Here is a 25191-nt window from a genome sequence, read left to right on the forward strand (position 1 = left end):
ACTGCCTGCTGGCTCAGATGACAAATAAGTCGAGGTATTCATTGACCGGCATCTGCTCCAGGCGAGTTCTGTCCAGGGAGACATCCAGAATGCGCTGCTGCTGACGGGTCGGGAACTGACGCGCCAGGTTGATTTTGAATTTATCGATAAGCTTCGGAATGCCGTCGGCGCGGCGGCGAGCGTGGCCAATCGGGTACTCCACTACCACCTCGGCAAACTGTGAACCATCGGTAAATTCAAGGGTGATAGCGTTGGCGATGGCGCGTTTTTCCGGGTCGTGATAGTCGGCGGTAAACGCCGGGTCTTCAAAGCAGGTTATCTTCTCGCGCAGGGCGTCAATGCGTTTGTCCTGCGCTACGCCGTCCTCATAATCCGCCGCCGTTAAGCGCCCGAACAGTAGCGGGATCGCCACCATGTACTGAATGCAGTGGTCGCGGTCGGCCGGGTTATTCAACGGCCCTTTTTTGTCGATGATGCGAATGCAGGCTTCATGGGTGCGAATCGTCACTTTCTCAATATCCGCCGCCGTTTTGCCCGCCGCCTGCATCTGTTCAAAGAGGGTCATGGCGGCTTCAACCGCCGTCTGCGAGTGGAACTCCGCCGGGAAGGAGATTTTGAACAGCACGTTTTCCATGACGTAAGAACCATACGGACGCTGGAAGCGGAACGGCTCGCCGTTGAAAGAGACGTCATAAAAGCCCCAGGTTTTCGCCGTCAGCGCCGACGGATAGCCCATCTCACCGGTTTTTGCCATCAGCGCCAGACGCACCGCGCGGGAGGTGGCATCGCCCGCCGCCCAGGACTTACGTGTTCCGGTGTTTGGCGCATGGCGATAGGTGCGCAGCGACTGACCATCCACCCACGCCAGCGACACCGCGTTGAGGATCTCATCACGCGTCAGCCCCAGCATTTCGGCGACAACCGCTGTCGAAGCCACTTTGACCAGCAGTACGTGATCCAGGCCGACGCGGTTGAAGGAGTTTTCCAGCGCGATGCAGCCCTGAATCTCATGGGCTTTGATCATCCCGGCCAGCACCTGCTTCATGGTCAGCGGCGCTTTGCCTGCGGCAACCGCATTACGCGACAGCCAGTCTGCGGTTGCCAGAATCCCGCCGAGGTTATCAGAGGGGTGGCCCCACTCTGCCGCCAGCCAGGTATCGTTGAAGTCGAGCCAGCGGATCATCGCGCCGATATTAAACGCCGCCTGCACCGGATCGAGCTGAAACTGGGTGCCCGGTACGCGTACGCCGTTCGGCACGACGGTGCCCGGAACGATCGGCCCCAGCAGTTTTTTACAGGCCGGATATTCCAGCGCTTCCAGACCGCAGCCCAGCGTGTCGAGCAAGCAGTAGTGGGCGGTGTCCCAGGCCACTTTAGAGGTGATGTCGTAGTTCATGACGTAATCGACGATATCAACGATTTCACGGTCAAATTCCGGGCGAATGTTCATTATTTGTGCGGACATAGGGTACATTTCCTGCGTTTTATCGTTAGAGAAATAAAGTTATTGGCGCTGATCCAGCGGAATAAATTCGCGATCGTCCGGGCCGGTATAATTGGCGGAAGGTCGGATAATTTTGTTGTCCTGACGCTGTTCGATGATGTGCGCCGCCCAGCCGGTGACGCGGGCGATCACAAACAGCGGGGTGAACATTTCGGTGGGGACGCCCATCATGTTGTAGGAGACCGCCGAGAACCAGTCGAGGTTGGGGAACATCTTTTTCGATTCCCACATCACGTTTTCCAGACGGTCGGCGATGTTGTACATCTTCAGCGAACCACCGGCCTCCGAAAGCTGTTTCGCCACGCGTTTGATCACCTGATGGCGCGGATCGGCAATGGTGTAGACCGGATGGCCGAAACCAATGATCACCTCTTTATTTTCAATGCGTTTACGGATATCCGCTTCGGCTTCCTCCGGCGTTTCGTAACGCTGCTGAATTTCCAGCGATACCTCATTTGCCCCGCCGTGCTTCGGGCCGCGCAGCGCGCCAATCGCGCCGATGATGGCGGAGTAGACATCGGAGCCCGTCCCTGCAATCACCCGGCTGGTGAAAGTGGACGCGTTGAATTCATGCTCGGCATACAGCACCAGCGAGATGTGCATCGCCTTTTCCCAGCTTTGCGACGGCTTCTCGCCGTGCAGCAGATGCAGGAAATGGCTACCGACGGAGTCGTCGTCAGTTTCCGGCTGAATACGTTCGCCGTTATGGCTGTAGTGATACCAGTAGAGCAGGATGGAACTGAGCGAGGCCAGCAGTTTGTCGGCGATATCGCGCGCGCCGGAAACGGTATGCCCCTCTTTTTCCGGCAGCGTACAGCCGAGCGCCGACACGCCGGTGCGCATGACGTCCATCGGGTGCGACGCCGCAGGCAATGCTTCCAGCACGGTGCGTACATTGGCCGGTAATCCACGCAATGCTTTCAGCTTATTTTTATAGGCATGGAGTTCATCGCTATTGGGCAATTTGCCGTGAATTAACAGATGCGCGACTTCTTCAAATTCACAATGCTCCGCGAGATCGAGAATATCGTACCCGCGATAGTGTAAGTCGTTGCCGCTTTTTCCCACGGTACACAACGCGGTATTTCCGGCCGGAACGCCCGATAATGCGACAGATTTCTTGGGCTTAATGACATGGGTGTTGTTTTGCAGGATCGTCGTATCGCTCATGTTGTCCTCGTCATTGTTATATGTAGGGTATTGAGGGTGTACGTTTCGTCGCCGTAGGCCTGATAAGCCGTAGGCCGGATAAACGAAGTGCCATCCGGCAATGCCCGATGGCGGCTGCGCCTTATCCGGCCTACGGCTCTACTTCAGGTTCAGCGCATCCAGCTTCTCTTCGTACTGGTAATAATTGATGCTTTCGTACAGCTCGTTGCGGGTCTGCATGATGTCGATAACGTTTTTTTGCGTGCCTTCCTGGCGCAGCACGTTATAGACACGCTCGGCAGCGCGATTCATGGCGCGAAATGCCGACAGCGGATAGAGCGCCATCGCCACGTTAGCGCTGCGCAGTTCGTCGGTGGTAAACAGCGGCGTCGCGCCAAACTCCGTGATATTCGCCAGGATCGGCACCGGTACGGCATCGGCGAACTGGCGATACATTGACAGCTCAGTAATCGCTTCCGGGAACAGCATGTCGGCCCCCGCTTCCACATAAGCCCGCGCGCGATCGATCGCCGCCTCTAATCCCTCCACCGCCAGCGCATCGGTACGCGCCATGATCACGAAGTCAGGATCGGTACGCGCATCCACCGCCGCACGAATCCTGTCCACCATCTCCTCTTTGGACACGATCGCCTTATTCGGGCGATGGCCGCAGCGTTTCGCGCCGATCTGATCTTCGATATGCAGCGCAGCGGCGCCGGCTTTAATCATCGACTTCACCGTACGCGCCACGTTAAAGGCGGAGGAACCAAAGCCGATGTCGGCATCCACCAGCAGCGGCAGCGGGCAGACGTCGGTAATACGGCGGATGTCGGTCAACACATCATCCAGCGTGGAGATCCCCAGATCCGGCAGACCCAGCGATCCCGCCGCCACGCCGCCGCCGGAAAGGTAAATCGCCTGATAGCCTGCGCGCTGGGCCAGTAATGCGTGATTGGCATTGATGGCGCCGACGATCTGTAAGGGGTTTTCTTTGGTGAGCGCAGCGCGAAACGCCTGGCCCGGAGAGTGTAGAGACATATCCCATCCTCTTGTTATCAAATTGTTATTTAATGTTGATTCACATAAAGCAAAGGGAATGCCAGAGCGGTCGCTGAAAAAGAGAGAATTTTGTTTTTTCTTATAATTCAAATAAATAACAAAAAAACACAAACTTAACCATACCTTTCATCAGGACAAAAGCGTGTCAGCTAACGTTTCATGAAACGGTTCGCGCTGTTTCATTGCAACATTTATGAAACACGGCTAAAACAAAATCTCGGTCCCTCAATACAACATCAACTGCTATGGCTGACACGCACCTTCCCGCTCGCGATAATCATGACAAGCCGGTGATCTGGACGGTCTCGGTAACGCGTCTGTTCGAGCTGTTTCGCGACATCAGCCTGGAGTTCGACCATCTGGCGACCATCACCCCCATCCAGCTTGGGTTTGAAAAAGCGGTGAACTATATCCGTAAAAAACTGGCGACCGAGCGCTGTGACGCCATTATCGCGGCGGGTTCCAACGGCGCTTATTTAAAAAGCCGCCTCTCCATACCGGTGATCCTGATTAAACCCAGCGGATTCGACGTGCTCCAGGCGCTGGCGAAAGCCGGCAAACTGACCTCGTCCATTGGCGTTATCACCTACCAGGAGACGATCCCCGCGCTGATCGCCTTTCAAAAAACGTTTAATTTGCGTCTGGAACAGCGCAGCTACATCACCGAAGAGGATGCCCGTGGGCAAATTAATGAACTGAAAGCCAACGGCATTGAGGCGGTAGTCGGCGCAGGGCTAATTACCGATCTGGCGGAAGAAGCCGGGATGACCGGCATTTTTATCTATTCTGCGGCCACCGTGCGTCAGGCGTTTAGCGATGCGCTGGATATGACCCGGCTGACGCTGCAACATAGCGGCCAATATGCCTCCGGCAACGGGCTGCGCACCCGCTACGATCTGGGAGATATGCGCGGCCATTCCGCGCAAATGGAGCAGGTTCGCCATACGATCATGCTGTACGCCCGCTCCAGCGCGGCGGTGTTGATTCAGGGCGAGACCGGCACCGGTAAAGAGCTGGCGGCGCAGGCGATTCACCGCGAGTTTTTTGCCCGTCGGGGCCAGCGCAGCGGTAAAAAAACGCCTCCGTTTGTGGCCATTAACTGCGGCGCAATTACCGAATCGCTGCTTGAAGCAGAGTTATTCGGTTATGAGGAGGGGGCATTTACCGGTTCCCGACGCGGCGGACGCGCCGGTCTGTTTGAAATCGCCCACGGCGGGACGCTGTTTCTGGATGAGATCGGGGAAATGCCCCTGCCCTTACAGACCCGTCTGCTGCGCGTATTGGAAGAGAAAGAGGTGACGCGCGTTGGCGGGCATCAGCCAGTCCCGGTGGATGTACGGGTCATCAGCGCCACGCACTGCAATCTGGAACAGGCGATAAAGCAGGGGCAATTTCGCACCGATCTGTTTTATCGTCTCAGCATTCTGCGCCTGACGCTTCCGCCCCTTCGGGAGCGCCCGTCAGATATCGTGCCGCTGGCGGAGGGATTTTTGAAACAGTCCCTGGCGGCATTAGACGCGCCGTTTGGCGAATCGGTGCGCGAGGGGCTGGCGCAAAGCCAGACCATTCTTCTGCGCTATGCCTGGCCCGGCAATATTCGCGAGCTGCGGAATATGATGGAGCGCCTGGCGCTTTTTTTAAGCGTCGAGCCGCAGCCCAGTCTGGATAGCCAGTTTTTACAGCAGTTTTTACCCGAGCTGGCGACGATTCCCGAAGCGCCATCAGCGCTTACGCCGCAGCAGGTTCTGGCGCAGTTTAACGGCGATAAAACCGCGGCGGCGCGATATCTGGGTATTAGCCGGACGACATTCTGGCGACGATTAAAAGAGTGAAGGCTTATCGCCGGATGGCGCTGACGCTTATCCGGCCTACGAGCAGAGTGAGAACTTATCGCCGGATGGCGCTAACGCTTATCCGGCCTACGAGCAGAGTGAGAACTTATTGCCGGATGGCGCTAACGCTTATCCGGCCTACGAGCAGAGTGAGAACTTATTGCCGGATGGCGCTGGCGCTTATCCGGCCTACGAGCTACGAGCAGCACTGAACCGTAGGCCGGATAAGACGTTTTACGTCGCCATCCGGCACAATGACAGCTTATTTTTTCTTGTAGATATCCGCAGTACCATGAATTTTATTATCGGTTTGCCCGGAGGTCAGTACGACCACATCAGCCCCTTTTTCATCGGCCTTTTTAAGCAGATCCTCTTTTGCCTCCATAGTTGACGTCTCGTTGCTGGTATTAATGGTGCCTATCTTCGTGTATTGCGACTCCACTTTCTCAAACTCGACCTTTGTCAACAACTCCGCAGCATAGACGTTGGTTACGACAAACGCTAACGCACCAATCAATACTTTATATCCTGTCTTCATATAAAAGCTCCGGTTGTGTTATTACGCTATCATCGCCTTCTCGGAACGGATGCTCTGTTCTGAGTGATTAAATAACTAGTTGAGATTAGCGGAAAAATCCAGTCAGCCGGATGTATCATAATTTGTGATCTTTCTCTCACCCCTGCACTTTTACTATAAATAGTATGGCGTTAACTATCAGGCCCTGGAAATCTCACTATGGAACCTCTGCACGCGGTTGTCCTGACCGTCAGCCTGTTCGTCTTAACCTTCTTTAACCCCGGCGCAAACCTCTTTGTGGTGGTACAAACCAGCCTCGCCTCCGGGCGTCGGGCCGGTGTATTAACGGGGCTGGGCGTGGCGCTTGGCGATGCGATTTATTCCGGGCTGGGACTGTTTGGCATGGCGACCCTGATTACCCAGTGCGAAGAAATTTTCTCGCTGATCAAAATCGTCGGCGGCGCATATTTGTTATGGTTTGCCTGGAACAGCATCCGCCATCAGGCCACCCCGCAAATGCCGACTCTGCAACAGCCCATTTCCGCTCCCTGGAGCGTGTTCTTCCGCCGGGGACTGCTAACCGATCTGTCAAATCCGCAGACGGTGCTGTTTTTCATCAGTATTTTCTCGGTCACGCTCAGCGCGGAAACCCCGACATGGGCAAGACTGATGGCCTGGGCCGGCATCGTGCTCTCTTCCGTCATCTGGCGCATCTTCCTGAGCCAGGCCTTTTCCCTACCGGCGGTACGCCGCGTTTACGGGCGGATTCAGCGCATTGCCAGCAGGGTGATTGGCGCGATCATCGGCGTGTTTGCCCTCAGGCTGATTTACGAAGGCGTGAACCACCGCTAGCCAGTAGCAGAGCGGCCACATAACAGAGCGCCACCGCCAGACTCATTTTCAGCATGGTTTCGCCGCCCAGCCCCGACAACGGCGCAGCGATGCCACCGAAAACAAACATGCTCATCCCCATCAGCGCGGAGGCGGTTCCTGACTCCTGAACAGCCACCACGCTCATCGCCTCAGCGCCCGCCACGGTGCCAATTCCGCTGCAAAAGGCGACGGTAAAAAAGAGCGCCACCAGCGCCAGAACCGGCTGCTGTAGCCAGGCGCAGAGCAAGGTGATTAACGCGCAGATGACGGCCAACAGCAAGCCGCCGCGCAGCAGCGTCATTGCCGTGATTCGACGCGCAAGACGGGAAAAAATCAGCGAGGCGACGATCAGCCCGATCCCATTAAGACCAAACAGCAGGCTGAACTGCATCGGGCTTAAGCCATACTCGCTTTGCAGCACAAATGACGAAGAGCCGATATAAGCAAACAACCCCGCCAGCATGAAGGCCTGCATCAGGCAGAAGCGCATAAAGAGACGATTTTTCACCACGCTGCGCCCGGTCGAAAATAACGATGTGCCGCGCGTTCGCTGCGGCAGCGTCTCACTGATAAACAGGATGCAGCAGAGCAAAAGCAGTGTCGCAATCCCCGCCATTACCCAAAACAACATACGCCAGTCAAACGCGGTGGCAATGTAGCCGCCCAGAACCGGAGAAAGCACCGGGGCGATGCCGTTCACCGTCATGAGCAGCGCGAAGAACTGGGTCAGGGTCACGCCCTGATATTTGTCCCGCGCAATAGAGCGCGAGAGCACCGAACCACCGGCCCCCGCCGCGCCCTGCACAAAGCGCCAGACGATCAGCCAGTGAATATCCTGAGTTGTCGCGCACAGTACCGAAGAGGCAATAAACAGCAACAGCGACAGGATCAACGGAACCTTACGACCAATCCGGTCGCTGAGCGGGCCAAACAGCAGTTGCCCAAGCCCAAGGCCGATCAGCGAAGACGTCAGCGTCAGTTGCGTCAGGGTGGTCGTCGTTGCCAGCTGTTCGGACATCTCCGGCAGAGCGGGCAGATAAAGATCGGTACACAGCGGCCCGATCCCGGTTAACAAACCGAGGATCAACACCCACGAAAGCGACACGCGCGCCATAAAAACACCTCCCTCTGATTACCGGGCCCCGCCGCCGAGCGACTGCCAGAGCGTTATGCGGTTTTCATTGTCCGTCAGTTGCAGGGCGATAAGCGTCTGCTGCGCCGACCACAGCGTGCGTTGCGCCGTCAGTACGGTCAGATAATCCCCGACCCCGGCGCGATAGCGACGCATCCCGACATCCAGCGTTTTTTGTTCTGCGGCGACATACTGGCGCTGGGCATCCAGCTGTTCATCCAGTGTCGCACGCCGGGCAAGCGCATCAGCCACATCTTTGAACGCGCTTTGCACCGTTTTTTCATAGGTAGCAATGAGTCCCCGTTTTTGCGCTTCGGCATAGCGGAGCTGCGCCAGGTTGCTGCCGCCGGTAAACAGCGGCAGCGTAATGGAAGGGGCAAACGACCACACCTTCATGCCATGACTGAACAAGGACGAGAGCGCATCGCTGCCGACACCGGCGCTTGCCGTCAGGGAGATGGTCGGGAAGAAATTCGCTCGCGCCGCGCCAATATCGGCATTGGCGCTTTTCAGGTTATGTTCCGCTTCCTGAATATCCGGTCGACGCAACAGCACGGAAGAAGAGACGCCAGCGGGCACCAGCGTAATCACCTGCGCATCAAGGCTTTCCAGCGTACCGGGCAGCACGCTTTCCGGCAGCGTTGTGCCCGCCAGCAGGTTCAGGGCGTTGATATCCTGCGCCACCTGAGTCTGATAGCTGGCTACGCTGGCGCGCGCCTGCTGGTAAACGCTCATCGCTTCACTGACATCCGTTGCGGCGGCTGTCCCGACCTGCTGCTGACGTTGAACAATTTTCAGCGAGTTTTCCGCACTGGCCATCGTCTCCCTGGCCAGCGCCAGATTGCTGTTATCTGCCGCCAGGGTCAGCCACGCGGTGCTGATCTCGGCAATTAACGTCAAACGGGTGTTCTGCGCGGTAAATTCGCTGGCAAGCCAGGTTTCCCGCGCCGCCCGCGACAGGCTCTGATTGCGGCCAAACAGATCCAGCTCAAAGCTGGACACCGCGCCATCGGCTTCAGCGCTCGTTCCGGTTCCGTTCGCCAGCGTACGGCTGCGTGTAGAACTGAGTGAAGCATTCACCGTCGGGAACAACGAGGCACGCGCTTCGCCATACAACGCCCGTGCGGAGTCGATATCAGCAATCGCCTTCTGGACATCACGGTTACTGTTAAGGGCAGTGTTCACCACCTGTTGCAGCCGCGCGTCGTTAACAATCTGCTGCCAGTCGCGGCTGACAGCGTTCCCCTGCCCCTGCGCGCCCGGTAAACTTGCCGGAACCGGCGCATCGGGCGTGCTGTAGTGCGGATCAAGCGACACACACCCTGCGCTCAGGAGAGCGAAAACAAAGAGAAAAATACGCAACATAACTTACTCCTGACGACGGGACTTGCGGGTAAACAGATGCCTAACCAGCACGAAGAACAGCGGGACGAAGAAGATAGCCAACAGCGTGGCGGTTAATGTCCCACCGATGATTCCGGTCCCGATCGCCACACGGCTGTTCGCCCCGGCCCCTGTGGCGATAGCCAGCGGCGTAACCCCGGCAATAAAGGCCAGAGAGGTCATAATGATTGGGCGCAAACGGGTCTGCGCCGCTCGCAGCGCAGCCCGGCTCAGGGAATAGCCTTCCGCAACCGCAGCTTCGGCAAATTCGACGATCAGAATGGCGTTTTTCGACGACAGGCCGATGGTGGTCAGCAGCGCGACCTGGAAGTAAACATCATTATTTAAATCACGCATCCAGGCCGCCAGCGCTGCGCCTAACAGCCCCAGAGGGATGACCAGAATCACCGAAAACGGTACCGACCAGCTTTCATACAGCGCCGCCAGGCAGAGGAAAACCACCAGAATAGAGATGGCGTACAAGCTCATAGCCTGACCGCTGGCCAGCTTTTCCTGCAATGACAACCCGCTCCACGCCCATGTGGTGCCAGCAGGCAAGCTGTTTGCCAGCGCTTCCATTTTGTCCATCGCGGCGCCGGAGCTGAAACCGCTGGCGTTTTCTCCCTGAATCTCATAGGCGGCAGAGCCGTTGTAGCGCACCAGACTTTCCGGGCCGTACTCCCAACGGGTAGTGGCGAAGGCGGAAAAGGGCGTCATGCTGTTATCGCTGCCGCGCACGAACCATTTGCCCAGATCCGCAGGTGAAGAACGGAACTCGCTGTCGCCCTGAATGTAGACCTTCTTCACGCGACCGCGATCGATAAAGTCATTGACATAGGTTCCCCCCCAGGCGCTGGATAAGGTGCTGGTCACATCGCTTAAGCCAAGCCCCAGCGAGACGGCCTTATTGCTGTCGATATCCACCTGAAGCTGCGGCATTTGCGGCAGGTCATTTGCGCGCACGGCGTGCAGAATATCGCTCTGGTTTGCCTGGGCGATCAGCTGATTACGCATCTGTAACAGGGTATCGCGATCGGTCGCCCCATTCGCCATCAGCTCAAATGAGAAGCCGTTGCTTTGCCCCAGCCCCTCAACCGACGGCGGCGTCATCGCAAAAAGCGTCGCATCGCGAATGGCGCCCAGTTCTTTACTGGCACGCAGCGCAATAGCCTGTGCGGTATTTTCTTCGCCTTTACGCTCCGACCAGTTTTTCAGCGAAACGAACGCCATCCCGGCATTCTGCCCGCTGCCGCTGAAGCTAAAACCATCGACGGTAAAAATAACGTCCGTATTGGCTTTCTCTTTATTGAGAAACCAGTCTGTTACCTGACGATTGACCTCTGCGGTTCGCGACGCCGTCGCCCCTGCGGGCAGGGTGTACTGCACCATAATTTCACCCTGATCTTCGGTCGGTAAGAAGCTGCCGGGCAGCTTCCACATCGCCAGCGCCATCGCCCCGCATAACAGCGCATAAACGCCCATCACGCTGACGCTGCGACGCAGCACATGCAGGACGCCGCGCTGATAACCCTGTTCAGTTCGGCTATAGAATCGGTTGAATATCCCGAAGAAGCCCTTTTTATGCGGCGCGGTATGGCTAAGAATCGAACCGCACAGGGCTGGGGTCAGGGTCAACGCCACCACGACCGAGAGCAGCATTGCCGAGATAATCGTCACAGAGAACTGGCGATAAATGACGCCGGTAGAGCCGCCAAAGAACGCCATCGGCAGGAATACCGCAGACAAAACAAGAGCGATAGCCACCAGCGCGCCAGCGATTTCCCCCATCGATTTTTCGGTGGCTTCGCGCGCGGGCAGCCCTTCATCGCGCATAATACGCTCGACGTTTTCCACCACCACAATGGCGTCATCGACCAGCAGACCTATCGCCAGCACCATTGCAAACAGCGTCAGCGTATTGATGGAGTAGCCAAACAGCGCCAGCACGCCAAAAGTACCGAGCAGCACGACCGGAACCGCCAGCGCCGGAATCAGCGTGGCGCGAAGATTCTGCAAGAACAGGTACATCACGCAGACCACCAGAATGATGGCTTCAAACAGCGTCTGAACCACATCCTCTACGGAGATCTTAATAAATTCGGTGCTGTCTTTCGGATACGCTACGTCATAGCCCTGCGGCATATCCCGTTTAAATTCAGCGACTTTATCTTTTACCAGCGTGGCGGTATCCAGCGCGTTCGCCCCCGGCGCAAGCATGACCGCAACCCCCGCAGCCGGATGACCGTTGAGTTTAGCGATGGCGGTGTAGTCTTCACTGCCCATCTCCACGCGCGCCACATCCTGGATGCGTACCACGGCCCCGTCAGACTGGCTTTTGATAATGATCTTTTTGAATTGTTCTACCGTCTGCAAGCGCGACTGCGCGCGAACCGTAGCGGTCAATTGCTGTGTGTCAGGGGAAGGTAACGCACCGATTTTCCCGGCGGAAACCTGAACGTTTTGCGCTTCAATGGCGCTCTGCACATCCGACGGCATCAAAGAATAGGAGGCCAGTTTTGCCGGGTCCAGCCAGATACGCATGGCGTATTCCGCACCAAACACCTGTAGGCTCCCGACCCCTTCCACGCGTGCCAGCGGGTCCTGTACGTTACTCACCAGCCAGTCAGCGATATCTGAGCTGCTCGCCCGGTCGGACTTATCATACACGGCGGCAATCAGCAGGAAGTTACTTTGCGATTTCACCACCGTGACGCCGGATTGTTGAACCTCGCTCGGCAAGCGGGATTCCGCCTGCTGCACCTTGTTCTGTACCTGCACCTGCGCGGTGTCAGGGTCGGTGCCCTGTTCAAAGGTGACATCAATACTGACCGAACCATCGGAACTGCTGGTCGAGGTAAAATAGAGCAGGTTATCCAGCCCGGTAAGCTGCTGTTCAATCACCTGAGTCACGCTGTTTTCCAGCGTTTCAGCGGAAGCGCCGGTATAGGTCGCCGAGATTTTCACCGACGGCGGCGCCACGTCAGGATACTGCGCAACCGGCAGCGTTTTAATCGCCAGAATACCGGCCAGCATGATCAGAATGGCGATAACCCAGGCGAAAACGGGTCTGCGCACAAAGAAACGGGAGAACATCAGCCTTTGCCTCCGTTCAGTTGTACATCAACGGCGTTAACCTGCTGACCCGGCGTGACCTTACTTGATCCCTCAACGATCAACCGGTCGCCGCTACGTAAACCGTCCAGCACCAGCCATTTATCCCCATAGGTATCGCCTGTTTCCAGGGTACGCTGCGCCACTTTATTGTCTTTAGTGACCACCAGCGCTGTCGCATTGCCTTTCGCATCGCGCGTGATCCCCTGCTGCGGCGCGAGGATCGCATCGTTCATGATCCCTTCATCAATGCGGGCGCGAACGAACATACCGGGTAACAGCTGCTGTTGAGGGTTGGGGAAAATCGCCCGCAGCGTGACTGAGCCTGTAGATTCATCTACCGCCACTTCCGTCAGCGCTAACTTTCCTTTTTCGCTATAGGTCGTGCCATCTTCAAGCGTCAGCGTCACGTTCAGGGTATCGCTGTTGGTCGCCAGAGACTGCTTACGCAGGCGCAGCAAATCCACGCTGGAGCGGGTAAGATCGACATACATGGTGTCGAGCCCACGAATGGTCGCCAGCGCCGTCTCCTGTGAAGCCGTCACCAGCGCGCCAGGCGTGACGGATGAGATACCAATGCGCCCGGAAACCGGGGCGGTAATGGTGGTCCAGTCCAGATTGATACGCGCGCTTTCTAATGCGGCTTTCTTTGCCTCCACGCTGGCTTTGTCCTGAGCACAGGTGGCCTGCGCATCATCGGCATCCTGGCGGGAAACACCGTCATCGTTAACCAGCCGCGCGTAACGTTGCGCCTTCTGGCAGTCGGCATTCACCAGCGCCTGCGCCTGTCTGAGCGAGGCATTCGCTTCGTTCCATGCGGCGCGATAGCTGGCAGGATCGATCTGATACAGCGCCTGCCCCGCTTTGACGATATCGCCCTCATTAAACAGGCGTTTTTGAATAATGCCCCCCACCTGCGGGCGAACTTCGGCACTGAGCGCTGCGCTGGTGCGTCCGGTCAGTTCACTGACGACAGAAACGGGTTCTGTTTTAAGGGTCACGACGCCCACTTCCTGAGACGGAGAAGCGGTATTGTCGGTTTGCGTATTATCACAGCCGGATAATAACAATAGCGCGATAATTGATGTTGTTATGTATTTCATCTTTTTTCCAGGGTGAGAAACGCCTGCCCCGTTAAAATTAACAAGGTAGCACCAGGCGACTGAACGTTATTTCAGGTACAGCGGTATCGCGTCATGAGCTATTTCTCACAACGACAATAAGGGAAATAATTTATTTCCCTTTGATTATTAGATTCTTTATTCAGCCATTCACAAGCATGGTAACGATATCCCGATATATCTCCTGTAACGCATCAGGGTCACTTTTTTGCGGCGTCAGGCGACGGTAAACCGCCCCTTCCATCATGGTTGCAATCACTTCAACACAGCAACGGATGCGGGCTTCGCTGAGTTGCGGACACGTTTTTCTCAGGTGCGCGCAGGCGTTGTCGAACATCCGCGCATCCGCCTCTTCGAGCATCGCGGCAACATGAGGATTGCGGGTCGATTCAGCCGCCATCTCCAGCATCAGCGCATCATCATCCTCGCTCAGCGTTTGCCGCCAGGCCAGGATTCCGGGGATACGATCCGTCTGGGTTTTATCTTCTATCTGTGTAATGCGATAGTCGATAATACGGCGGATCATCTCTTCGATAATGGCATCTTTACTGGCGAAGTAGCGATAGATTTGCCCCACGCTGAGACGGGCTTCAGCAGCGATCTGCGACATGCTGGCGCCGTGAAATCCGCTGGCGCGAAAGCACTGGCGCGCGGCGTTGATGATCTCATCCTGTCGTTGTTTCTGGCGGATTTCCAGCTTGCTGCTCATCGCATCTCCTCGTCACCTCTAAAGTGAGAATGATCGTTCTCATTTTGGCTAATTATACGTCTCCTGCGCACATTGAAAAGGATTTTTTTGCTTATTATTTTCCTGCATTATTTGCCAGGAAAATAATGGAGAGATTATGGAGATTTAATGAAAAAAATCTGAAAATCAAATGGAGAGAATATTTAAATTTATTTCTTTGCCCCTGACTTTCCAATTCCCCGGTACAATTCATTGATGCGCTTAACGGACTTAATCGAACGCTGCGGGGCTGTCGAAGCGACAGACAACACGATCATTTCCAGGCAAACCAGCACCGTACCGTGCAACGGCATTTTCCCGTTCTCACCGCCGCGCGGCACATTGATCACCACATCCGCCTCCTTGCTAAAACGTGATTCCAGCGCATTGGTCAGTAAAATCACCGGCACGCCCAACCGCTTCGCCTCGCGGATGGTCGTCAACCCTTCGCGATGCGGCGATTTCTGCGCCATCATAATCAGCACATCCCCCCGCTGTAGCGCAATCAGCTGTTCCGCCAGGTTAATCCCGGTACGATTAAACGCCACCGACGGCAAGCCAATACGGCTGAGCAGACGCGCCGTGTAGTCCGCAAGTATCCCGGATGCGCCAATGCCAAATATCCCCACCTGACGCGCCTCCACCAACAGTGCGACCGCCTGCGCAATCGCGTAACGGTTTTGCGGCGTAGACAGCACGTCGCAGGTGCGCTGATGCCCTTGCAGAACAAAATCAATGCTCGAATTTACATCGCAGGAAAGCGTATTCACCGTGGTCGTCATTTTCTCTTCCGAGGTGATACCCGGGCCAAACCAGTGTTCGATGGTCTGTTTTAAATCGCGCAGCCCGGCAAACCCCAATGCCTGAATCGCCCGGACAACCGTCGCGTCAGAAGTTTGAGTGGCGGCCGCAATTTCTATCGCCGTAAATTCCAGTACCACTTCCCGGTTCTCATGGATATAACGCGCCACCGCCTGCATCCTCGGCGAAAGCAGATGCGCCCGCGCCCGGAAGCGATCGCCGTAGACATCAATACGATTTTTCACTTTCTTCGCCGTCAGCATGGTTATTTCCCCTCCGGTAAGTGGCGCCCGGCAATATGCGACTGTACCTGTGCAACCATCAGGCTGAGTGATGCAAAGGAGTTCGAAATCGCCTCTTCACGGGAGATCAAAACGTAGTGCCCGCGCTGGCAAGCGGTAAGAAACTCGCACCAGCCCGGCAACACGGCATCCATCGCGGCAATTTCATCCTGCGGCTTACCACCGGTATCACCGCGCCAGGTGGCAAAAACAAAATCCGCATCCATCTCTGGCAGACGCTCCGCGCTCACGTCAATCCGCCCTCCCGGCGGAATGCTGTCGATCAGTTTCGGGAAGGAAAACCCGGCATCGCGCAGGACGCGTCCTAACGAATGATAGGTGTGCAACGCATTGATTTTTCCCTGGTTTGCCTGAATGACTGACACCGTAATGTGTTGGGTATCCACCGTGTGCTTCAACCGGTCAATCTCTTCCCGGTAGCGACGCTCCAGAATAGCCAATCGCGCCTGAGTTCCGGTAAGCTGCGCGAGCTTGCGGTAAATTTCCGGCGCGCCGCCGTCGAGATGATCAATGCTCACCGTCGGGGCGATTTTCTCCAGTTGTTCGATGGGCGTATGGCGACTCGGCTCGGTGATGATCAAATCGGGTTTCGCGGCGACAATCGCTTCAATATCAATGTCCGCCGTACCAATAAACTTTATCGTTGAATGATCAAAATCGACGCCGGTCAGCAGCGCGCCCGAACGCAGGAAATGGCTGCCGTCAGGACGCGTTCTGCCGTGGCTGGCGACCGGCGGAACGCCCAGCTCAATCAGCGGAATGGTGATATCAAGATCGTGTAGCGACACAATGCGCTGCGGATGCAGCGGCACGTTCACCACGCGTCCGAGATCGTCGGTAAAAGGCCGGGTGGCAACCTCTGCCTGTACAGAGCACCCCAGCAGCAGCAACAGCGAAAAAAGTAAACGCATACACCCTCTTAAAAATTACAAACGATCCCGGCGACGCCAGAGCAACAGTAAAAAGAAAGGGCCGCCGACCAGCGCAATCACGATCCCCGCCGGTATTTGCAGCGGCGCAAAGGCCAGACGCCCGATGGTATCCGTGAGCAGCACCAGCAGAGCGCCAATGAGCGCACTGCCCCACAGCAGCGCCATTTGCCCTCCGCGCAGGCAAAAACGCGCCATATGCGGCGCCATCAGGCCGACAAACCCCAGGCTGCCCACGCAGGAGACGCTGGCGGCGGTCAGAAATACCGGCGCCATAAAACGCAGCAGCGCCAGATGAGACAGACGCACCCCGAGCCCGGTCGCGGTGTGATTACCCAGCAGCGCCACATCCGATGCTCTCGCCGTCACAAACAGCAGAACAGCCGCAGGCAACGCCCACCCCAGCGCCACCCACAGCAACGGCCAGGTGGCGGCGTGCAGGCTTCCGGCCAGCCAGACCAGCGCCGTTTGCACATCGCGGACATCGGCTGTCGTCATAAAAACGCCCATTCCCGCAGCAAAGAACCACGAGACGCCAATGCCGATCAGCACAAATCGCGGGCGGGAGAAATCACGGGCCAGCAACATGACCAGCGCGGCGACCAGTAATCCGCCAGCAATACCCGCCAGCGGTCGCCAGACCAGGCTGACCGACGGGAAGAGCAGCACTAACGCCAGTACCACCACGCTACTCCCCTCTTTCACGCCGATAAGACCGGGGTCCGCCAGGCCGTTACGGGTAATCGACTGCATCGCCGCGCCAGCCAGCCCCAGCATTGCTCCACACAGCAGCGCCATCAGCAAACGCGGAAGACGGACATCCCAGACAACATACTGCTGCTGCTCCGTTAACGCCTGCGGAGAGAACAACGCACGCCCGATGGCGGAAGCCGGAACGGGAAGCGACCCCTGCAACACGCCCGAAACCAGCAGTACGGCGGCCAGCATGGCAAACCCCAGCACACACCACACCGTTTTCAGCCGGACAAGGCGTGAGAATTTTCCCACCCGCCATGCGCGCAGCCCGGCACGCGCCAGAACAACGCTCATTTAAGAAATCTCGACGCAATGAAAATAAACACCGGCGCGCCGACCAGCGCGGTCATCACCCCTGTAGCCAGCTCCTGCGGGGCAAGCAGGATTCGGGCAACGATATCCGCCAGTAGCAGCACTGCCGCCCCCAGCAGCGCCGCCAGCGGGAGCATCTGGCGAATGTCTTCCGTCACCAGACGTCTGATGACGCCCGGAACCAACAGCCCGATAAAACCCAGCGGCCCGGCGACGGATACCGCCGCGCCGCACAGCAGCGCAATGGCGATCATCGCCATCAGACGAATGCGCAGAATATTAACGCCCAACCCACAGGCCATCCGGTCGCCTAGCGCCAGAATATTCAGCCCCGGCGCTATCGCTATCGCCAGTACAACGCCAACCAGCGACGGCAGGAGAGCCTGGCGTACTTTTTCCCAACTCATCCCCGCGAGATCGCCCACCAGCCAGGTGCGCATCGCCAGCAACGTCTGCTCATCCAGAATAAGGATTGCCGCCGTGAGCGACGACACCATCGCCGACAGCGCCACGCCGCAGAGCGTGACCTTCAGCGGCGTCAGTCCGCCACGCCCGGCGGAAGAGAGCGCCATCACCAGCGAAAAGAGTGCCGCTGCGCCTCCTGCCGCAACCAGTGACTGACTGAGCCCCGCGACGCCCAGCGCGGTACACAGCACCACGGAGAACGCGGCCCCCGCATTCAGCCCCAGAATGTGCGGTTCGCCCAGCGGGTTGCGAATCAATGCCTGTAACAGAACGCCGGCTACGCCCAAAGCCGCGCCAACCAGCATGGCCGCAGCCATACGCAACAGACGCAGAGAGATAACGATTCGGTGATCAAAGTTTTTGGCATCGAAGTGAAATAACGCCTGAATGACGGTCTGCGGACTGACGGCACGCGCCCCGACGCCCAGATGAATCACCGCCAGCATAAACAGCAGCAGTAGCAAGACAGGAAGCGCCAGCAGAAATCGACCACGACGGCGGCCTGATGCGATGACCATAGCCGTCATTCTTCCGCTCCAGCCTTTGCACGAAACGGCATGAAGAACGGCTTTCCGGTCAACGGATTCACCGACATCTGCACATCGACGTCAAACACCGATTTGATCAGCTCCGGCGTACAGTGTTCTCCTTCATGTACGATCCCCTCCAGCCGCCCCTGTCTGAGAAAGACCAGCATATCGCCGTAATTCACCGCGAAATTGAGATCATGTAACACCACCACCACGGTACGACCATGATGGCGGGTCAGGGAATGCAGAAGCTCAAGGATCTCTACCTGATAACGCAGATCGAGAAAGGTTGTAGGCTCATCCAGCAAAATAAACGGCGTTTGCTGCGCCAGCGCCATCGCAATCCAGCACCGCTGGCGCTGCCCGCCGGAAAGACTCTCCACCGGCAAATGGGCGAAGTCGGTTGTTCCGGTGAGCTGTAACGCCTGCTCTACGGCCTGTGCGTCATCATCGGTCCATTGCTGGAGAAAATTCTGCCAGGGAAAACGCCCGCGCGAAACCAGTTCAAAAACCGTTAATCCCTCCGGTACCAGCGGGGATTGCGGCAGGATGCCAAGCTGACGCGAAACCGCTTTGGTCGGCTGTTGATGAATCGCTTTACCATCAAGCAGCACGCTGCCGCCCAACGGCTTCAGCATTCGGGCAATCGTACTTAATAAGGTGGATTTGCCTGAGCCGTTCGCCCCGGCCAGCACCGTCATTTTACCTTGCGGGATAGTGAGGCAGACATCATGCACGATGGCGTGCTGACGATAGCCAGCAGAAAGCTGTTTCAGCTCAATACCCGTTCTGTGGGCGGTGTTTTCCACATGCTGTGGCATGTTCACTCCTGCGCCGTCGCAGCCTGGCAAAGCCAGCGCGCGCAGCCTTTCAAATAAAAATAAAACTCATTCTCTTTAAGATCTTGCTGGGTTGCGCTGTAGTAGTCAAGCAATTACGTCCTGTAGTTACCTCACCGTACGCACGCAACAAAAACGCCGCAGAAAAAGACGAACAAACTTATAAAAACAGATAAATATCAATAAATTAAAAATTATTTTCCCGCAATAACACTACGGTTTTATGACGTTAACCCTGCTGTAGTTTCTTTTTCATTTTTACGTTTACTACTACAAACGCCCATGATTGAATGATTCTCAATTACACATCTGACGCCGTTTACGTTGGTTAAAAGATGGATAAAACGCATGGCTAGCAAGCCGGGCAATGAACTGGATAAACCTGTTTCCCCTCCCGTTTTTGGCAGGGTATTTTGCGGAATAAATAAAAGATGGCTAAGTTAACTCCTTATTTTTCTGGGATGAAAGGGCGAGCGCTGTGCTCCGCTCTGTTTTTGGGTATCACGACGGCTCCTGCGGTCATGGCGGCGGAAAAAGAAAACTCGCCGCTCAAAAATGAAGAGACGATGACCGTGCGCGCAGACGCCTCTTCTACCGATCAGGCCGTCACGTCAGGTTATCAACCGCTGAGTTCGTCCACCGCCACGCTGACGTCGATGCCGCTGCTGGATATCCCGCAGGTGGTCAATACCGTCAGCGACAAAGTGCTGGAAGATCAGCACGCCACAACCCTCGATGAAGCGCTGTATAACGTCAGCAACGTCGTGCAAACCAACACGCTGGGCGGAACGCAGGATGCGTTTGTTCGCCGTGGTTTCGGCGCGAATCGTGACGGTTCCGTGATGACCAACGGTCTTAAAACCGTATTGCCGCGCAGTTTCAACGCGGCCACGTCGCGGGTGGAAGTGCTGAAAGGCCCGGCCTCCACGCTGTACGGTATTCTCGATCCCGGCGGCCTGATTAACGTCGTAACCAAACGTCCGCAAACGCAATTTGGCGGCTCAATTTCCGCCACCTCCTCCAGCTTCGGCGGCGGCACAGGCCAGTTTGACATCACCGGGCCGATTGAAGGCACCCAACTGGCGTATCGCCTGATCGGTGAGTATCAGCACGAGGACTACTGGCGCAACTATGGTACTAACCAGAGCAGCTTCATCTCCCCTTCCCTGACCTGGTTTGGCGACAACGCAACGGTCAGCGTGCTCTATTCGCACCGTAATTACAAAGCCCCGTTCGATCGCGGCACCATTTTCGATCTCAATACCAAACAGCCGGTTAACGTGGATCGGAAAACCCGCTTTGATGAGAAATTCAATATCACCGATGGCGAATCGGATCTGGCGCAGCTCAATGCCGAATATCGCTTCAACAGCGCGTGGACGGCGAAATTTGATTACAGCTTCAGCCAGGATAAATACAGCGATAACCAGGCTCGCGTGATGGCTTATGATTCCGCTACCGGGAACCTGACCCGCCGCGTGGATGCAACGCAAGGCTCCACCCAACGGATGCACGCGACCCGCGCCGATTTACAAGGAAACGTGGATATCGCTGGTTTCTATAACGAGATCCTGACCGGCGTCTCTTATGAGAATTACGATCTGCTGCGCACGGATATGATTCGCTGTAAGAACGTGAAAGGATTTAATATTTACAATCCGGTCTACGGTACGCTCGGCAAATGCACCAGCGTCTCGGCCTCCGACAGCGACCAGACGATTAAGCAGGAGAGCTATTCCGCTTACGTACAGGATGCGCTGTATCTGACCGATAAGTGGATCGCCGTCGCCGGGATGCGCTATCAGTACTACACCGAATATGCCGGGAAGGGCCGCCCGTTCAACGTCAACACCGACAGTACGGACCAGCAGTGGGTGCCGAAATTCGGCATGGTCTATAAGCTGACCCCTTCTGTGTCGCTGTTCGGCAACGTATCGCGCGCCTTTATGCCGCAATACTCTATTGCCAGCTACATTGGCGATCTGCCGCCGGAAACCTCTACCGCCTATGAAGTGGGGGCGAAATTCGATCTCTTTGACGGCATCACCGCCAATATCGCCCTGTTCAATATTGATAAGCGCAACGTGCTGTACAACGAAATCGTGGATGGCGAAACCGTGGCGAAAACCGCAGGGCGCGTACGCTCACAGGGGGTGGAAGTGGATGTCGCAGGCTCGCTGACGCCCAATACCAATATCATCGCCAGCTACGGTTATACCGCAGCAAAAGTCACGGAAGATCCCGATTACAAAGGGAAACCGCTGCCTAACGTACCGCGTCATACCGGTTCATTGTTCCTGACCTATGACATTCACAACGCCTTTATGGGCAATACGCTGACCATTGGCGGCGGCGGACATGGCGTAAGCCGTCGCTCCGCCACCAACGGCGCGGACTATTATCTGCCTGGTTATTTTGTGGCCGATGCCTTCGCAGCCTATAAGATGAAACTGCAATACCCGGTGACTCTGCAACTCAACGTGAAAAACGTGTTTGATAAAACGTATTACACCTCATCCATTGCCACCAATAATCTGGGTAATCAGATTGGCGACCCGCGTGAAGTTCAGTTCACGGTAAAAATGGAGTTCTGATCCTTCTCGTCCAAATACCCTGTCAATTCTGGCAGGGTATTCCCGCTATTCCCTCACATTAAGATGAATAAACTCACACCGCCCAATGAACGCAAAAATGCGCGCCTCATCAACTTTCTTAACTGAACTGTATCAGATTTAACATTTTGTGATTTTTATCGCGGATAAATTTTAATCTTCCGCTATTTTTAAATTCCCTTTCACTCATGGAGGACGATGTAATGAAACACAAATCGTTTTATCGCCTCATTGCCGCAGGCGGTCTGCACTTCTGGTATAACCTCGATCCGCGTATTTCTAACGACTTTCCGCGTTAATTCTCCTTAGCCGTTCAACATCAATAAAAAATTAACTGAACACTACGTTTGGTCGGTATTTCTTGCGCCTGTTAAAGGCACAAAAATAACGTTCACGTAGCGCGACATGCTATTGGAGAAATAATATGAAACGTATTCCTGAGCCGTTCCGCATTAAAATGGTAGAAAACATTCGTATGACCACCTGGGACGACCGTGTTAAAGCGCTTGAAGAAGCGGGATATAACCCTTTTCTGCTCAAAAGCGATGATGTATATATCGACCTGTTGACCGACTCCGGCACTGGCGCAATGAGCGATCGTCAATGGTCTGGCCTGATGATGGGCGATGAAGCCTACGCCGGCTCACGCAACTATTACCATCTGTGCGACAAAGTAAAAGAGCTGATCGGCTACCCGTTCACGATCCCTACGCACCAGGGACGCGGCGCCGAGCAAATTCTGTTTCCCTGCCTGATTGCCCGCCGCAACGCCGAAAAACCGGTCTTTATTTCCAACTTCCACTTTGATACGACCGCCGCCCATGTCGAATTAAACGGCGCGAAAGCCATCAACGTGGTGACGCCAAAAGCGTTCGACACCACCTCATGGTACGACTGGAAAGGCAACTTTGATATCGACCTGCTCAACGCCACTATCGCGGAACATGGCGCAGAAAACGTCGCGGCGATTATCACCACCGTCACCTGCAACAGCTCAGGCGGCCAGCCGGTTTCCATCGCCAATATGCGCGAGGTGTATCAAATAGCGAAGCGGCACAATATTCCGGTGGTCATCGACTCCGCCCGCTTCTGCGAAAACGCCTGGTTTATTAAACAGCGCGAAGAGGGATACGCAGATAAAACGGTGAAAGAGATCGTCCGTGAGATGTACCAGTATGGGGATATGCTGACCATGTCGGCGAAGAAAGATCCGATGGTCAATATCGGCGGGCTGTGCTGCTTCCGTGATGATGAAGATCTGTTCAACGACGTGCGCATTCGCTGCGTGCCGATGGAAGGGTTTGTCACTTACGGCGGGCTGGCGGGGCGCGATATGGAAGCGCTGGCGATCGGCCTCGAAGAAGGGATGAATGAAGATTTCCTCGCCTATCGAATTAACCAGGTGGAATACCTGGGCGAACGGCTGCGCGAAGGGGGGATTCCAATCCAGTATCCAACCGGGGGCCACGCGGTATTTGTCGATGCGAAGCTGCTGCTGCCGCACATTCCGGCAGAACAGTTCCCGGCTCATGCGCTGAATAACGAACTGTACCTGGAAGCCGGGATTCGCAGCGTGGAAATTGGCTCTCTGCTGCTTGGGCGCGATCCGGCCACTGGCAAACAAAAACCGTCGCCAATGGAGTTACTGCGTCTGACGATCCCCCGCCGGGTCTACACCAACGATCACATGGACTATATCGCGGATGCGTTAATCGCCGTAAAAGCCCGCGCCGCATCGATCAAAGGGCTGACTTTCACCTATGAACCGCCGGTGCTGCGCCACTTTGTGGCCCGGCTGAAACCGGTGAAATAACGTTCTGATACGCGCTCCCCTGCGGGAGCGCGATTCCGCTATTTAATACGATATTCGACGCATTCAGGCATGAGAAAAGCGGGATCGCCCTTTTCTCTGCACAATGACGGGCATAGCCACGCGAGGAAAACGCACTATGGCTACATTATCGGTCGCAAATAAAGCGCCGTCGCTGATCGGCGGGGCAATGATTATCGGTGGAACCATTATTGGCGCGGGCATGTTTTCTCTCCCGGTGGTGATGTCTGGCGCCTGGTTTTTCTGGTCACTGCTGGCATTAATTTTTACCTGGTTTTGTATGCTGCATTCCGGGTTAATGATCCTGGAAGCAAACCTGAATTATCATATTGGCGCCAGCTTCGACACGATTACCAAAGACCTGCTGGGAAATCGCTGGAATATTATTAACGGTCTGACCGTCGCGTTCGTACTGTATATTCTGACTTACGCCTATATTTCCGCCAGCGGTTCGGTTATTCACCATACCTTTGCACAAATGGGGATCGTCTTTCCGGCCAGGCTCGGCGGGTTATTATTCGCCCTGGCGGTGGCGTTTATTGTCTGGCTAAGCACCCGGGCGGTGAGCCGTATGACGACCATTGTGCTGGGCGCCAAAATTCTCACCTTCTTTATGACGTTTGGCGGTTTGCTCTGGCACGTCCAGCCGACGATTTTACTCAATACCGCTGAAGTCAGCCCCAGCTACCTGCCCTACGTCCTGATGACGTTGCCGTTCTGTCTCGCCTCATTTGGTTATCACGGCAACGTGCCCAGTCTGATGAAATATTACGGCAAAGATCCGTTGACCATCCGCCGCTGCCTGCTGCTGGGAACGTTGATGGCGCTGGTGCTGTATATCATCTGGCTGGTCGGTACGATGGGGAATATTCCGCGTCCGGCGTTTATTGAGATCGCCGAAAAAGGCGGCAATATCGACGTGCTGGTACAGACGCTGAGCGGTTTGCTGAACAGCTCAACGCTCGATCTGCTGCTGACCGTCTTCTCCAACTTTGCCGTCGCCAGTTCGTTCCTCGGCGTTACGCTGGGATTATTTGATTACCTCGCCGATCTCTTCAGGTTCGACGACTCGCCAAAAGGACGTTTCAAAACTGCGCTGGTCACGTTTCTGCCGCCCATCACCGGCGGCTTAATCTGGCCAAATGGGTTTATCTACGCCATCGGTTTTGCCGGGCTGGCCGCCACCGTCTGGGCGGCGATTGTCCCGGCGCTGCTGGCGCGCGCATCGCGCAAACGCTTTAACAGCCCGCACTATCGGGTATGGGGAGGCAACGCAATGATCGTCCTGATTTTATGCTTTGGGGCAGCTAACGCGCTTATCCATATTCTATCCAGCATTAACCTTCTGCCGGTATACCGGTAGTACGCCGTGCGCGGCGGCATAAAATAAAAAGGGAACCGCCGGG

The 25191-nt window shown here is 55.9% G+C and carries 20 protein-coding genes; 6 read left to right on the forward strand and 14 right to left on the reverse strand.

Annotation, left to right across the window (positions count from 1 at the left end):
• Positions 1-13: 13 nt before the first annotated feature.
• The 3 genes from OGW17_RS16415 to prpB form a co-directional block, all read right to left on the reverse strand.
• Positions 14-1465: a bifunctional 2-methylcitrate dehydratase/aconitate hydratase gene (locus OGW17_RS16415; protein ID WP_071259950.1), complete on the reverse strand. Its 1452-nt coding sequence runs from the start codon at positions 1463-1465 to the stop codon at positions 14-16.
• A gap of 39 nt (positions 1466-1504) precedes the next feature.
• Complete coding sequence (gene prpC, locus OGW17_RS16420; RefSeq protein WP_024130617.1) at positions 1505-2674, reverse strand: bifunctional 2-methylcitrate synthase/citrate synthase; 1170 nt, start codon at positions 2672-2674, stop codon at positions 1505-1507.
• Between the two features lie 138 nt (positions 2675-2812).
• Positions 2813-3691, reverse strand: a complete 879-nt coding sequence (gene prpB / locus OGW17_RS16425; protein ID WP_024130618.1) for a methylisocitrate lyase — start codon at positions 3689-3691, stop codon at positions 2813-2815.
• Between the two features lie 266 nt (positions 3692-3957).
• Here prpB and prpR point away from each other — a divergent pair, with 266 nt between their 5' ends.
• The gene (prpR, locus tag OGW17_RS16430) at positions 3958-5544 is read left to right on the forward strand and encodes a propionate catabolism operon regulatory protein PrpR (protein WP_058668678.1); all 1587 of its coding nucleotides are present in this window, start codon (positions 3958-3960) and stop codon (positions 5542-5544) included.
• A 262-nt stretch (positions 5545-5806) separates the two neighbouring features.
• Here the strand turns inward: prpR and yahO are convergent, their stop codons facing one another.
• On the reverse strand, positions 5807-6082 hold the full coding sequence (gene yahO, locus OGW17_RS16435) for a DUF1471 family periplasmic protein YahO (RefSeq protein WP_012133651.1): 276 nt from the start codon (positions 6080-6082) through the stop codon (positions 5807-5809).
• A 198-nt stretch (positions 6083-6280) separates the two neighbouring features.
• Here yahO and OGW17_RS16440 point away from each other — a divergent pair, with 198 nt between their 5' ends.
• Positions 6281-6913: a LysE family transporter gene (locus OGW17_RS16440; protein ID WP_071259952.1), complete on the forward strand. Its 633-nt coding sequence runs from the start codon at positions 6281-6283 to the stop codon at positions 6911-6913.
• On the opposite strand, the gene OGW17_RS16445 is transcribed toward OGW17_RS16440, so the two are convergent.
• The 10 genes from OGW17_RS16445 to OGW17_RS16490 all read right to left on the reverse strand — a co-directional run bounded on the left by OGW17_RS16445 (position 6879) and on the right by OGW17_RS16490 (position 19324).
• Entirely contained in the window at positions 6879-8048 is a 1170-nt protein-coding gene (locus tag OGW17_RS16445) for a multidrug effflux MFS transporter (RefSeq protein ID WP_071259954.1), read from the reverse strand. The genes OGW17_RS16440 and OGW17_RS16445 overlap by 35 nt on opposite strands.
• Before the next feature lie 18 nt (positions 8049-8066).
• Complete coding sequence (locus OGW17_RS16450; protein WP_012133654.1) at positions 8067-9431, reverse strand: efflux transporter outer membrane subunit; 1365 nt, start codon at positions 9429-9431, stop codon at positions 8067-8069.
• Between the two features lie 3 nt (positions 9432-9434).
• Positions 9435-12542 carry an efflux RND transporter permease subunit gene (locus tag OGW17_RS16455; protein WP_071259957.1) on the reverse strand — a complete coding sequence of 1036 codons (3108 nt, stop codon included), beginning with the start codon at positions 12540-12542 and terminating at the stop codon, positions 9435-9437.
• Positions 12542-13663, reverse strand: a complete 1122-nt coding sequence (locus tag OGW17_RS16460) for an efflux RND transporter periplasmic adaptor subunit (protein WP_012133656.1) — start codon at positions 13661-13663, stop codon at positions 12542-12544. The genes OGW17_RS16455 and OGW17_RS16460 overlap by 1 nt, the downstream gene beginning before the upstream one ends.
• A gap of 160 nt (positions 13664-13823) precedes the next feature.
• Positions 13824-14390: a TetR/AcrR family transcriptional regulator gene (locus OGW17_RS16465; protein WP_071259959.1), complete on the reverse strand. Its 567-nt coding sequence runs from the start codon at positions 14388-14390 to the stop codon at positions 13824-13826.
• A 188-nt stretch (positions 14391-14578) separates the two neighbouring features.
• Positions 14579-15472, reverse strand: coding sequence for a MurR/RpiR family transcriptional regulator (locus OGW17_RS16470; RefSeq protein ID WP_012133660.1), 894 nt, complete (start codon positions 15470-15472; stop codon positions 14579-14581).
• 2 nt (positions 15473-15474) lie between these two features.
• On the reverse strand, positions 15475-16422 hold the full coding sequence (locus OGW17_RS16475) for an iron-siderophore ABC transporter substrate-binding protein (protein WP_012133661.1): 948 nt from the start codon (positions 16420-16422) through the stop codon (positions 15475-15477).
• Between the two features lie 15 nt (positions 16423-16437).
• The gene (locus OGW17_RS16480) at positions 16438-17490 is read right to left on the reverse strand and encodes a FecCD family ABC transporter permease (protein ID WP_058668677.1); all 1053 of its coding nucleotides are present in this window, start codon (positions 17488-17490) and stop codon (positions 16438-16440) included.
• Positions 17487-18500: a FecCD family ABC transporter permease gene (locus OGW17_RS16485; RefSeq protein ID WP_071259961.1), complete on the reverse strand. Its 1014-nt coding sequence runs from the start codon at positions 18498-18500 to the stop codon at positions 17487-17489. The genes OGW17_RS16480 and OGW17_RS16485 overlap by 4 nt, the downstream gene beginning before the upstream one ends.
• Positions 18497-19324 (reverse strand): ABC transporter ATP-binding protein, encoded by an 828-nt coding sequence (locus OGW17_RS16490; RefSeq protein ID WP_058668675.1) that lies wholly within the window; start codon positions 19322-19324, stop codon positions 18497-18499. The genes OGW17_RS16485 and OGW17_RS16490 overlap by 4 nt, the downstream gene beginning before the upstream one ends.
• Before the next feature lie 449 nt (positions 19325-19773).
• Here OGW17_RS16490 and OGW17_RS16495 point away from each other — a divergent pair, with 449 nt between their 5' ends.
• From OGW17_RS16495 to mtr, 4 genes are all read left to right on the forward strand, one after another.
• Entirely contained in the window at positions 19774-21936 is a 2163-nt protein-coding gene (locus tag OGW17_RS16495; RefSeq protein ID WP_071259963.1) for a TonB-dependent siderophore receptor, read from the forward strand.
• Positions 21937-22157: 221 nt separating this feature from the next.
• The gene (tnaC, locus tag OGW17_RS16500; RefSeq protein ID WP_024130621.1) at positions 22158-22253 is read left to right on the forward strand and encodes a tryptophanase leader peptide; all 96 of its coding nucleotides are present in this window, start codon (positions 22158-22160) and stop codon (positions 22251-22253) included.
• Between the two features lie 125 nt (positions 22254-22378).
• A complete protein-coding gene (gene tnaA, locus OGW17_RS16505; protein ID WP_071259965.1) occupies positions 22379-23767 on the forward strand; it encodes a tryptophanase in 1389 nt (462 codons plus the stop codon).
• Between the two features lie 136 nt (positions 23768-23903).
• Complete coding sequence (mtr, locus tag OGW17_RS16510; protein ID WP_024130622.1) at positions 23904-25148, forward strand: tryptophan permease; 1245 nt, start codon at positions 23904-23906, stop codon at positions 25146-25148.
• The last annotated feature ends 43 nt before the right edge of the window (positions 25149-25191 follow it).

The sequence above is a fragment of the Citrobacter sp. CK181 genome (assembly GCF_030333595.1).
Lineage (GTDB): Bacteria > Pseudomonadota > Gammaproteobacteria > Enterobacterales > Enterobacteriaceae > Citrobacter_B > Citrobacter_B koseri.